10 protein-coding genes are annotated in these 12,044 nt (G+C 71.1%); 5 read left to right on the top strand and 5 right to left on the bottom strand.

The features are described 5' to 3' along the window. Positions 1–59: 59 nt before the first annotated feature. Positions 60–989, bottom strand: coding sequence for a hypothetical protein (locus SLINC_RS48120; RefSeq protein WP_067445780.1), 930 nt, complete (start codon positions 987–989; stop codon positions 60–62). A gap of 215 nt (positions 990–1,204) precedes the next feature. Between SLINC_RS48120 and SLINC_RS27905 the strand changes: the two genes are divergently transcribed. Continuing rightward, positions 1,205–2,494, top strand: a complete 1,290-nt coding sequence (locus tag SLINC_RS27905; RefSeq protein WP_067438290.1) for a M48 family metalloprotease — start codon at positions 1,205–1,207, stop codon at positions 2,492–2,494. Positions 2,495–2,512: 18 nt separating this feature from the next. Here SLINC_RS27905 and SLINC_RS47485 read toward each other — a convergent pair whose 3' ends face one another. Genes SLINC_RS47485 through SLINC_RS27890 form a run of 3 tightly spaced genes read right to left on the bottom strand, consistent with a single transcriptional unit; the run spans position 2,513 to position 5,871 of the window. Continuing rightward, positions 2,513–2,992: a nucleotidyl transferase AbiEii/AbiGii toxin family protein gene (locus SLINC_RS47485; RefSeq protein WP_107406682.1), complete on the bottom strand. Its 480-nt coding sequence runs from the start codon at positions 2,990–2,992 to the stop codon at positions 2,513–2,515. Positions 2,993–3,011: 19 nt separating this feature from the next. Next, on the bottom strand, positions 3,012–5,477 hold the full coding sequence (locus SLINC_RS27895; protein ID WP_067438284.1) for a DUF4132 domain-containing protein: 2,466 nt from the start codon (positions 5,475–5,477) through the stop codon (positions 3,012–3,014). Between the two features lies 1 nt (position 5,478). After that, the gene (locus SLINC_RS27890; RefSeq protein ID WP_067438281.1) at positions 5,479–5,871 is read right to left on the bottom strand and encodes a hypothetical protein; all 393 of its coding nucleotides are present in this window, start codon (positions 5,869–5,871) and stop codon (positions 5,479–5,481) included. Positions 5,872–5,939: 68 nt separating this feature from the next. Here SLINC_RS27890 and SLINC_RS27885 point away from each other — a divergent pair, with 68 nt between their 5' ends. Continuing rightward, a complete protein-coding gene (locus SLINC_RS27885) occupies positions 5,940–6,347 on the top strand; it encodes a VOC family protein (RefSeq protein ID WP_067438278.1) in 408 nt (135 codons plus the stop codon). A 102-nt stretch (positions 6,348–6,449) separates the two neighbouring features. Continuing rightward, entirely contained in the window at positions 6,450–7,223 is a 774-nt protein-coding gene (locus SLINC_RS27880; protein ID WP_067438275.1) for a TetR/AcrR family transcriptional regulator, read from the top strand. A gap of 34 nt (positions 7,224–7,257) precedes the next feature. On the opposite strand, the gene SLINC_RS27875 is transcribed toward SLINC_RS27880, so the two are convergent. Continuing rightward, positions 7,258–9,690 carry an MMPL family transporter gene (locus SLINC_RS27875; protein WP_067438272.1) on the bottom strand — a complete coding sequence of 811 codons (2,433 nt, stop codon included), beginning with the start codon at positions 9,688–9,690 and terminating at the stop codon, positions 7,258–7,260. A gap of 165 nt (positions 9,691–9,855) precedes the next feature. On the opposite strand from SLINC_RS27875, the gene SLINC_RS27870 reads away from it, so the two are divergent. Further along, a complete protein-coding gene (locus SLINC_RS27870; protein ID WP_067438269.1) occupies positions 9,856–10,545 on the top strand; it encodes a response regulator transcription factor in 690 nt (229 codons plus the stop codon). After that, a complete protein-coding gene (locus SLINC_RS27865) occupies positions 10,542–12,023 on the top strand; it encodes a sensor histidine kinase (protein WP_067438266.1) in 1,482 nt (493 codons plus the stop codon). Before SLINC_RS27870 ends, SLINC_RS27865 begins: the two co-directional genes overlap by 4 nt. Positions 12,024–12,044: the final 21 nt, after the last annotated feature.

Below are 12,044 nucleotides of genomic sequence, written 5' to 3'. Positions count from 1 at the left end.
CGAAGCCTCCACCCCAAGGACTTGAGAAACTGACCCCAAGGACTTGAGGAACTGTGGACCTAAGCGCCCGTGGCACCACCGCTGTCGTGCCCCGAGGCCGAACGGTCCGGCACTCCCGGGTGGTCGTATCCGAGCCCTTCCGGTCTGCTCCCCGCGAACAGGTCCGAGACATCCGAGAACACCTCCTCCTCACTGTCCCGGTCCGCGGGCAGCGGATAGTGAAGGGCCTCCAGCAGATCGAAGCGGTGCAGGTCGTACACCAGGTGCATCAGACCCGAGTAGCCCTGCGCCGTCGTCACCGCGCCCTTGTACGCGACCGACGCCGACGCCAGACCGGCGCCGCACAGCCACCAGTGAGACGGCTCGTCGTACAGGGCGGACGCGCTCGTCACGGTCAGCGCGAGAAAGGACCAGCACAGGTTGACCGCCGTGTCGAGCGCGTCGCGGGCCGAGCGGAGCACCTCGGCCATGCGGTCGGACACCTGGAGGTAGATGCGCGGCCAGGAGGACAGGGTCGTCAGTCCATAGCGCTCTCCGGCGGTCAGCTCTCCGGCGCGCAGAGCGTTTCCCAATGCCGTGGGCAGCAGGAGGTTGGCCGGCGGCTGGCCGGCGAGGCGACGACGGGCATCCGCCTGCACCCGTAGCTCCCGGCCTCCGCCCGCAGCCCCGTGAGCCCGCTCCCGCAAAGACCGCCACCGCCGACGCTGCACACGGCCCACCGCGTCGGCGAGCCACGCCGTAGCGGGCCAGCGGTCCCAGTACCCCTCCAGGACCCGAACCGCCCGCACCTGGAACGGCTGCAACAACAGACCGAGCAGCGACGCGCAGCCAACAACCGTGGCCAGCAGGCCGACCACCTCCGCCGGCCGCTCCGGCCACACGGCACCCCAGTCACTCCGCCCCGAAAAGCTCCCCGCCCGTACCAGCGCGAGCACCCCGCCGACGAACAGCGCACACGGCACGAAATGCACCGCCAGCACCCGTCGCACGAAGCCCGCCCTCCCCATACGCCCCTTGAGCGGTGTTCAGTATGGGGCGCGGCGTCACAGAACAGAGGGAGGGGGTCTGGCCTGATGAATCGACGATCCGCCCGCACCCCCCGATGTCAGCTTTACTCCACCACTCGAATGTGATCAGCTACCTCGATCATGTACACGCCGCCTCTTGGGGAAGAGGCGCAGCATGGGGGGGGGAGAGCGCGCTCATGCGTGCCGTAGGGGAGGAAACGCTCCAGCCGTGCCCGCAGTGCGGGACCGAGATCCGTACAGACGCGCGTTTCACCAGATGGTGTGCGGCCTGCGACTGGAACGTCGATCCGGAGCGGGCGGAGTCGGACGAGAAGCGGAGCAGGCTGGAGAGCCTGCGCCACGAGCTGGCGCAGCGGTACGGCGAGCAGTTGCTGGCCGAGCTGAGCGCCGAGGGTGAGCAGCGGCGTGGCGGCCGGGACACCGCTGGCATTCTCGCGTACGCCATCGCGCTCGCGGTACACGGCGTGACCGCCACCCTCGTCGCGAGCGGACTCTGGATCCTGATCGCCGGCTCAGGGGCTGTCGCCAAGGGCCTTGGCATTCTGCTGCTCGCCCTGGCCTGGCCCCTGCGCCCGAGGCTGAACCGGCTGCCCAAGGACGCCCGCGTCCTGACGCGCACGGAAGCGCCCGAGCTGTACGGGCTCGTCGACGAGATCGCGCGGACACTGGGCACCAAGGGCGTGGACACGATCGTCGTCGACACCGAGGTCAACGCGAGCGTGACGCACTACGGCCTCGGCCGCCGCCTCCTGACCCTCGGGATCCCACTCTGGGAGGTCCTCACCCCGCAGCAGCGCATCGCGCTCCTGGGCCACGAACTGGGCCACTTCACCAACGGGGACACCCGCCACGGCCTGGTGGTCGGCACCGCCTACCGGTCACTGTCCCTGTGGCACTACTTCCTCGCCCCGACCCCTAACCCGACGCTCCTGGAGATGTTCGTCAACCTGGTCTACCTGGTGCCTCGTTCACTGATCCAAGGCGTGCTGATGCTGCTGGACCTGCTGACAGCGCGGGCGTCACAACGCAGCGAGTACCTGGCCGACGCGGTGGCGGCTCGCGCCGGTTCCACCGAGGCCGCGGTCGGCCTGATGGACCGCCTCCTCGTCACCGACTCGGTCGTCACCACCCTGCACCGCGAGACCAACAGCCGCCGCACCCGCCGCCCGGGCCAGTCCTCCACGGACGACTCCGAAGGCCTGTGGGAGGCCCTCACCGCCCACATGACCTCCATCCCACCCTCCGAGTACGACCGCCAACGCCGCGCCGCCGCCCTCCGCGGCCACAGCGTCGACTCCACCCACCCTCCGACCCACCTGCGCCGCCGACTGCTCCTCACCGGCCCACCGGCGCCCGCCACGGTGACGGCCGACGCGGGACGGGCCGACCTCATCGCCACCGAACTGACAGGTGCCCGAAAGGCTCTGGCACGGGAGGTCGTGAGGGACGGTTACCGCGGGGTCTGAAGCGACCGGGAGACAGCACTACTCGGTGTCGTCGTCTTCCGGATCGTCATACTCCTCAGCGAGCCGCAGCCCGAGATCGGACTCCCAGTCCAACGCCCACCGCCGCAACTCCACGATCTCCTCCTGCCCCAGCCCGTACGCCGCGAACTCCTCGTCACTCACCCATACGACGCTCTCCAGCCGCTCCCGCAGCTCGGCCAGGTCGAACTCCGCCTCGTCGCGCAGCCCCAGCTGTTCGAGCTCGATCACGGAGTAGTGCCGGCAGGCGGCATGTACGTCGATCACGTCCCGCGGCAGACCACGATCGCCGAGGGCGCGCACCTTCATGACCACCAGGTCTTCGAGATCGACCACGCAGGCATCGTCACCGACGGGATCAGTGTCGAGCAACCGCGCTTCGAGCGGTCCGACGTCGACCACGGCGACCTCCCATTTCTCGCCCCGTAGGCCGTCCGCAAGGCGCGGGAGAATCCCCGGCGCCGGGCCGACGGAGCTCATCGGCAAGTCGATGTACAGGTCACAGCTGGCTCAGGATCGTCGGGTCCGTGATCCTCGTGTCGTCCGCCAGCAGCATCGCCTTGCTGAGGATGACCGCCAGCATGCGGTCGCCCTCGTAGGGGAGGTAGCCGGTCTGCGGGGCGCTGCCCGGGGCGGACTTGGGGACGATGCAGAGGTACTGGTCGTTGGGGGTCATGAGGATGTTGCCGGAGCCGAGGTGGATCTTGTAGGTGTGGCGTTCGCCCTTGACGTGGAGGAAGCGGCCTTCGAGGGTGCAGCGGTCGGCTATGGCCAGCCTCGGGATCAGGCGTTCGAGCAGGACGCGGCGGGTCTCGGCGCTCTGGGTGAGTTCGCCGAAGCCGTACGACGTCCAGTACTCGCGGAAGCGGCCGCTCGGGCCGCCGTCCTGCCAGGTGGGGTCGTTGCCGACGCTGGCCACGCCGACGAAGAGGTCGACGTCGCGGAGGACTTCGGACAGGACCAGGGGCGGGACGGAGTCCAGGGGGAGGGGGTCGACCGGGTCCCGGCCGTCGCGGAGCCACATGTGGTACTCGCCGCCGCAGCAGTGGGCGGAGTTCTCGGGGGCGTCGATCGGGTAGAAGCGGACCTGGTCGGTGCGCAGGCGGAGGAAGCTGCCGGATTCGGTGATGTCCTCGTAGTTCTCGCCGCCGTCGCCCTCGATCCAGTACTCGGCGCGCAGTCCCCACTGCGGGAGTTCGCGGACGGCCGGCGGGGCCTCGTCGTCGACGGACAGGCGGAGTTTGTTGTGCCAGCCCCGGACGGCGGCCAGGGAGTGGAACTGGTGCTGGCGCAGGAAGTGGGCCGCGAAGCGGTTGGAGTAGGTGGCCGTGGTGCGTTCGGCGTCCGTTAGCAGGTAGACCTCGCGGTGGGCCTGTTTGAACGGCTGGGTGATCGCGTGGCGCTCCAGCCAGTCGCGCCAGGCGACGATCTCGGCGGGGTCGTGACCGACCGGGTGCCACAGGCGCACCTCCCGCCCGTCCTCCACGGGGTCGTCGGTCAGGGTGCGCAGGGCGCCGTCGGCGTGTCCGACCGTCGTGCCGTCGACCGTCCAGAGCAGGCGGCGGGCCAGGGTGCCCACGAGGGGGTGGTCGAGGTAGCGCTCGCGCCAGGCGGCGTACGGCCAGGTGCGGCGGGCCAGGAACTGGCGGTCCAGGCGCTCGCTCTGGGCGGAGAGCATCCTGTCGATGTCCTTGGCAGCGGCCTTGAGGTCCTTGAGGTCGTCGGCGTGGTCGCGCCGGACGGACGCCGGGACCGTCTTCACCGGCTTGCCCGCGGCGTTGCGCCAGGTCAGCAGGGCTCTGGTGCGGTGGATCTCGATCAGCGCCGTGACGTCACCCAGGCGGTGCTCGGCGCGGCCGATCTCCGTCAGGCCGTAGGCCGGGACGGCCAGTTCCTCGATCTCCTCGCGGCTGAGGCCCATCGCCTCGGCGCGGGTGTCCAGGGCGGTGTTGAGCGGCTTGAGCGTGCCCTTGTAGGTGACGCGAGTGGCGAGGCGGGCCAGTTCGGCGAGGGCGCTCTCGCCGTCGAGGCGGGCGAGGGCGTTGACGGCCGCGTTGGCGACCTTGGGGTTGCGTGGGCCCAGGCCGGCGACCTTCTTCAGTGAGGTGTCGACGAGGGCGCCGAGCGCGCGCGTGGTGTCGGGGTGCGGCGGCAGGAGGGCGAGGATCCAGGTGAGTCCGCGCAGGGCGTTGGCGTTGTAGGGGTCGTAGGCGTGGTTGTGGTCCGGCTGGTGGGCGGCGCGGTCCAGCGGGAAGGTGCGGGGGCGGCCGACGAGGGCGAGCCAGGGCAGGATCGTCTCGCGGATTCGGTCGGCGCCGAGGGCGTCGATCAGGGCGGCCGCGCGGTGGTTCCACTGGGGCGTCGGCCTGGCCGCGGTGGCGGTGGTGGTGTGGGCGAGCAGGGCCTGCCAGTCGGGGTCGGCGGTGTCTCGTAGGGCTTGCTCGGCCCATTCCTCGCCGACGTTGAGGGCGGGGGTGGTGAGCCTCGCCGCGAGCCGGGTCAGGGACGCCGGGCTGTAGGTGTCCATGGCGGAGCGGCGGATGACGGCCACCACGGCGGGCGCGAGGGCGCGGCCGGTCGCCAGCTCGGCCTCGGCGAGGGCCTCGTAGGACGAGCCGTGCCAGAAGGAGTGCTGCCGTGACAGCTCGTCGAGCTTCTTCAGCCGCTCGGTGGAGAGGAAGTCCTCGGGCAGGTCCCGGGCCACGATGCCCAGCAGGGTCAGGGCATGGCCGCGGGCGTCCGGTCCGGCCCGGTCCGCGTGGTACTGCTCCACGAGGGCGTCGGCGAGCGCCTTGCGCGCGTCCGCGGGCAGTTCGCGCAGCCGGCCGAGGACCTGGGTCCAGCGGCCGGTCCAGTCGCCGTTGTTGACGGCCGCGGCCTTCAGCATGTCGACGGCGAGCGCACCCGTGTCGCCCTCGGCGACGCGCTGCGCGATCAGCTCCTTGTACGTCTGGATGTACGGCATGTCAGCCCCCGACCAGCGGTACGAGCTTCAGGAAGGTGACCTCGGTGCCGAGCACGAGGTCGATCTCCTCGTCGAGGTCGGTGACCTGGCGGTTCCCCACCAGCACCAGGAAGCCGTTGCCCGCGAAGGCCCTGAGCGCCAGCTCGGTCTGCTTCTCGGGGTCTATCCGCCGGGGTGTACGCAGCGCGTAGCCGTTCAGCACCCGCTCGGCGTCGGCCGGCTGGACCAGGCCCTGGAAGACCCCCGGCGTGCGCGCGTTGTACTCCGCGACCTCCTGGAACACCCGGCGGCGGATCAGTTCGCGCACGGCGAGCCGCTCCTCGGCGATCTCCAGGCCCCAGCCGTCGGTGCGGCCGCCGCTGGTCGTCTCATCGACGAACATCACGATTCCCATGCCGCCGACAGTACGAGGCAGCACTGACAATCCAGGGATCCGGCGGATCATCGGCCTACTCTGACGGTATGTCAGACGAAGAGTCGTACGAACTGCTCGGCTTCGACAACGTCCTGTTCCCCGTCGGGGACCTCGCCGAGGCCGTCGACTTCTACGAGCGCGCCGGGTTCACCGTGGGGTTCCGCTTCGACGAGGGCGGGCTCGCTCAGCTGAAGGTGGGGCCGGAGACGCCGGGGATCCTGCTGCGGCAGGAGGAGGAGATCGGGCACCGCCCGCCGCCGTGGCCCTCGCCGCGCCTGTGGCTGGAGGTGCCGGACGCGCAGGCCGCCGCCCGGCGCATGCGGGACGTCGGCATCCCGCTCCTCGACGAGCCCGCCTCCGTCGCCACCGGCTGGACCGTCGAGCTCGCCGACCCCTGGGGCAACGTCTTCGGCTTCACCGACTACAGCAAGCGGCCCGAACTCGCGAGACGGTGACCCGGTGAACCCGTCCGGGCAGGGACCGCCCACGACGGCCGGGGTCCGTACCACTCGTTGGACGCCTCGGGGGCCGCTGCGAAGGAATTAGGCTCTCGTCCCGTGCCTGCGAACCAAGACGGCCCCGAAGTGGGCGGTACCCCGAGCAAGTCCGAGCAGACCCGCGCGCTGATCCTGGAGACGGCGATGCGGCTGTTCCAGGAGCGCGGGTACGACAAGACGACGATGCGGGCCATCGCCCAGGAGGCCGGGGTCTCCGTCGGCAACGCGTACTACTACTTCGCGGGCAAGGAACACCTGATCCAGGGGTTCTACGACCGTCTCGCCGCCGAGCACCGGGCGGCGGTGCGGGAGGTGCTGAACCGGGAGACCGACCTGGAGGCGCGGCTCGCCGGGGTGCTGCGGGTGTGGCTGGACGTGGCCACCCCGTACCACGAGTTCGCGGTGCAGTTCTTCAAGAACGCCGCCGACCCCGACAGCCCGCTCAGCCCCTTCTCCCCCGAGTCGGAGCACGCGCGCGTGGAGGCGATCGGGGTGCACCGGGAGGTGCTGCGGGGGGCGAAGACCAAGGTCCCCGAGGAGCTGCGGGACATCCTGCCGGAGCTGATGTGGCTCTCCCAGATGGGCCTGGTCCTGTACTGGATCTTCGACCGGACCGAGGGGCGTGAACGCAGCTACCGGCTCGCCGCGCGCGGTGCCCGGCTCACCGCGCGGGGCGTCTCGCTGGCCCGGTTCCGGGTGCTGCGGCCGCTCGTGCGGGAGGTGCACGAACTGTTCACGGACTTCCTGCCGGGGATGACGAAGGTGATGCCGGACCCGGCCGCACGGCAGGGGGCGCCCGCACCCACCGAGGGTGAGCACGAGCGCCCCGCCTGAACCCGGACCCGGACCCGGACCCGGACCCGGCCGGTCAGTTGACCGCGTCCACCTCGTCCTCCGAGTCCGCCGCTGAGACCTCGGCGAGCTCCACGTCGTACACCAGGGGCCCCGCCCCCACGACGACGTCCCGCGCGCGTGAGCCGTACGACGCGTCCTCGGTCGACAGCAGATACCTGCCCGGTGCCGGGACGGAGAGGATGTAGGAGCCGTCGGCCAGCGACAGGACCCGGTCCAGTCGACGGCCCCCGGGCGACAGCAGCGACACCGCGGCCCCCTCCACCGGCTCCCCCTCCGCCGTACGGACGAAGCCGTGGACGACCGAGGCGGGACCGTCCGCCGGCTTCTCCGAGGGAGGCGGCACGGCCTCCTCCCTCGGCTCCACCGCCAGATGCGGCAGCCGCTTCTCCAGCCAGTGAGGCAGCCACCAGTTGGAGTCGCCGAGCAAATGCATCGCGGCCGGCACCAGCGCCGTACGCAGGATGAAGGCGTCCAGGGCGACGGCGGCGGCGAGGCCGATGCCCGCCATGGCGCCCTCCAGGTCGCCGCTCAGCACGAACGCGCTGAACACGCAGATCATGATCAGGGCCGCGCAGTTGATGACCCGGCTGGTCTCGGCGAGGCCCACGCGCACCGCGCGCGCGTTGTCGCGTGTGTGCACCCACTCCTCGTGCATCCGGCTCACCAGGAAGACCTGGTAGTCCATGGAGAGGCCGAAGAGCAGGGAGAGCATGATGACCGGCAGGAACGCCGTGATCGGGCCCTCCTTGCCGATGCCGAGGAGTTCCGTCCCCCAGCCCCACTGGAAGATCGCGACCAGGACACCGAAGGACGCGGCGGCGGCGACGAGGTTCATCAGGGCCGCCGTCAGCGGCACCACGATCGAACGGAAGGCGATCAGCAGGAGCAGGAAGCCCAGCCCGATGATCGCGGCGATGAAGTACGACAGCCGTTCGCCGGTCACGGAGGCGAAGTCCTTGAACACGGCCGTCACACCGCCCACATGGGCCTCGGTGCCGGAGGCGGGGATCACGTCGTCGCGCAGCCGGTCGATCAGCTGGTCCGTCTTCTCCGACTGCGGTGACGTCGTCGGGACGACCTGGATCACCGAGACGCCGTTCGCGGGCGGGGCGGCGGCGACCTGGGCCACCCCCTCGGTCGACTCGATGCGGGAGGCCAGCCCGGCCGCGTCGCCCTCCACGACGACCACTTGGAGCGGGCCGTTGAAGCCGGGCCCGAAGCCCTCGGCGAGCAGGTCGTAGGCCTGCCGGGTGGTCTGCGACTCCTGGTGGTTGCCCTGGTCGGTGGCGCCGAGCCGGATCGACAGCACGGGCAGCGCGAGGACCATCATGACCGCGAGGGCCAGCGCGGCGACCGACCGCGGACGCTTTTGGACGTACGACGACCAGCGCGCCGCGAGCCCGCTCGTCTCGTCCGCCTCCGGCCCCGTCACCGCGAGCCGGCGCCGCTGCCTGCGGCTGAGGACCCGCACACCGAGTAGCCCCAGCAGGGCGGGCAGCAGGGTCGTCGCGGCCAGCACGCTCAGCACGACGGTCAGCGAGGTGGCGATGACCACGCCGTCCAGGAAGCGCATGTTCATCACCAGCATGCCGGCGAGCGCGATGCAGACGGTGCCGCCCGCGAACAGCACGGCTCGGCCCGAGGTGTTGAGGGCCGTGACGGCCGCCTCCTCGGGATCCGTGCCGCGCAGGATGCCCCGCCGGTGCCGGGTGACGATGAACAGGGCGTAGTCGATGCCGACGCCGAGTCCGATCAACGAGCCGAGCAGCGGGGCCACTTCGGGCATGTCCGTGACGTGGCTGAGCAGCGAGGTGGACATCAGGCCACTGCCGACACCGGCGATCGCCACTACGAGCGGCAGCAGCATGGAGAACAGCGAGCCGAAGGCGAGGAACAGCACGACCGCCGCCGCCACGATACCCACCAGTTCGGCGGTGCCCATCGGGGGCTCCTGGGTGCGGGCGATCGCCTGGCCGCCCAACTCGACCTGAAGACCGTCCCGTTCGGCCGCCTGCGCCGTGCCGACGACGTCCTCGATGAGCTCCTTGGGTACGGCGTTCGCCTGCTCGGCGAAGGTGACCTGGGCGTACGCGATCCGCCCGTCCCGGCTGATCTGCGCCGCGCCGTCCGCGGCGTAGGGGTCGGTGACCTCACCGATGCCCCGCATCGCGCCGATCTCCTCCAGCGCGGGCTCGATCCGGGACCGTACGGAGGCGTCCCGCACCGATCCCTCGTCAACCTTCCACACCACCGTGTCGGTGTCCCCGGCCGTCTGCGGGAACGCCTTCGTCATCCGGTCGTACGCGCGCTTGGAGTCCGTGTCCGGAAGGGAGAAGACGTTCGCGTAGTCGGTGCCCGCGGCCGAACCGGCCGCTCCGAGCCCGAACAACGCCCCCACCCACAGCAACAGGACCACCAGCCGGTGCCGATAGCACCACCGTGCCAATGCCGCCACGTTCCACACCCCAGTCGGTCGTCGGTCGGTCCCCCGGGTCCTGGGCAACAGAATCGGGGGGCGGCGCGGGTGTGGACACGGGACGCCCATGACTCTCAAGGAACTCCAAAGTGCGAACCGGGGCCGACTGTCAGTGGTCGTGCCGATACTGGGGGCATGACGACGGCTCCAGGCACCGTGCTGGTCGTGGAGGACGAGGAGAGCATCGCGGACGTCCTCGCGATCGCGTTGCGCTACCACCGGTTCGAGGTGATGACGGCGGGCACCGTCCGCGAGGCGCGCGCGCTCAGCGAGCGCACCCGCCCGGACGTGGCGCTGCTCGACGTCATGCTGCCCGACGGGGACGGCCGCGCCCTGGGCCGCCAACTCCGCGCCGAGCGGCCCGACCTGGCGCTCGTCTTCCTCACCGCCCGTGACTCGCCCGCCGAGGTCGTCGGCGCCCTCGGCTTCGGCGACGACTACATCACCAAACCGTTCAACATCGACGAGGTCGTCGCCAGGATCACTGCGGTGCTGCGCCGCACCCGCCCGGCCGACGTCATCCCGCAGCGTCCCCCCTTGCGCTACGGCGACCTGGAGTTGGACGAGACGACGTACTCGGTGCACCGCGACGGCCGCACGGTCGAACTGACCCCCACCGAGTACGCCCTGCTGCGCTTCCTGGTGCGCAACGGCGGCCGGATCGTGCCCAAGGAGCAACTCCTGCGCCACGTCTGGCAGTACGAGCACACGCCGCCCGAATCGACCGTGGTGGAGACCTACATCAGCTATCTGCGGCGCAAGCTCGACACGCTGGGGCCGCCGGTGATCACCACCCGGCGGGGCGTGGGATACGGGCTGGCATGAAGGCCGGGCGCCCCGGCGGCAGGCACGGCATCCACTCCCTGCGCGGCAAGCTGACGCTGGCCAACGTCGCGCTGCTCGCGATCGGCATCGTGGCCGCGACGGCGGTGAGCGTCATGGGCATGCGGTACTACCTGCTCGACCAGATCGACGGCAATCTCGTCAAGACCCGGGACTCCCTCGGCAGCACGCGGCTCACCCTGCGGGACTTGGACTCGCTGAACGTGCTGAGCTTCGCGCGCGACCGGCTCGTGCCGGAGGCACGGAACCAGGACCGGACACCCGACTCGATCTTCACCGCCGTCGACGGCCGGGGCGAGTCGGTCGGCGTCCTCGGCCTCCAGCCGACCGAGGCCCAGCGCGGGCTGGCGGGCGCCGTGGACGACCCGAAGGCGCTCACCGCGGATCCCGAGCCGCACGACGTGACCGTGGGCGGCACCGCCTACCGCACGACCGCGACGCGATTGCCCGACGGCACGTACGTCCTGCTCGCCACCTCCACCGAACTCCTCCACAACGGCGTCGCCAAGGCCGTACGCATGAACCTCGCCATCGGCGGCCTGCTGCTCGCGCTGCTGGCCTGTCTGACGATGGTGAGCGTCCGACGCCGGATGCAGCCGCTGGAGGACATGGTGGAGACCTCGTCGGCTATCGCCGAGGGCGATCTGACCCGGCGCGTTCCCTCCAGCCGCGAGGCGACCCTGGAGGTCGAGCAGCTGCGCGTCGCCCTGAACTCCATGCTCCACCAGGTGGAGTCGGCGTACCGCACCCGCGAGCGCAGCGCGGCCCAGCTGCGCCGCTTCGTCGCCGACGCCTCGCACGAACTGCGCACCCCGCTGTCCGCGATACGCGGCTACCTCCAGCTCTACGACCGGGGGATGCTCTCCGATCCGGACGAGCGCAAGCGGGCCTGGGTGCGGGTGCTGGCGGAGACGGACCGCATGGGGCGGCTGGTGGACGAGCTGCTCACCCTCGCCCGGCTCGACCAGCAGCCCGAACTGCGCCTCAGGAACGTCGACATCAGCCGGCTGGTGCGGGACGCGGCCGAGGATCTGCGGGTGCAGCAGCCGGAGCGGCCCATAGCGGTCGACGCGGCCGGTTCGCTGCTGGTGCGCGCCGACGAGTCCGGGCTGCGGCAGGTCCTCGGCAACCTGGTGGCCAACGTACGCACGCACACACCCGCCGACGTCCCGGTGCGGCTCGGTGTGGAGCGCGCGGACGGGCAGGTACGGCTGTGTGTCGCGGACCAGGGGCCGGGGCTCTGCGCGGAGGACGCGGCGCGCGTCTTCGACCGGTTCTTCCGGGCGGGTGGCGGTGCGGGCAGCGGGCTCGGCATGGCGATCGTGCAGGGGGTGGTGCAGGCCCACGGCGGCGAGGTGACGGTACGGACGGCACCGGGCGAGGGGCTGGCGGTGACGGTCGGTCTGCCTGCGGGGGCGGCGGGCCAGGAGTCGGGGTCGGGGTCGGAGTCGGGGTCGTAAGGGTCCTTCGGAGGGCTCAGG

The organism is Streptomyces lincolnensis (genome assembly GCF_001685355.1).
Taxonomy (GTDB): Bacteria; Actinomycetota; Actinomycetes; order Streptomycetales; family Streptomycetaceae; genus Streptomyces; species Streptomyces lincolnensis.
This window is presented reverse-complemented; position numbering and strand designations above follow the sequence as displayed.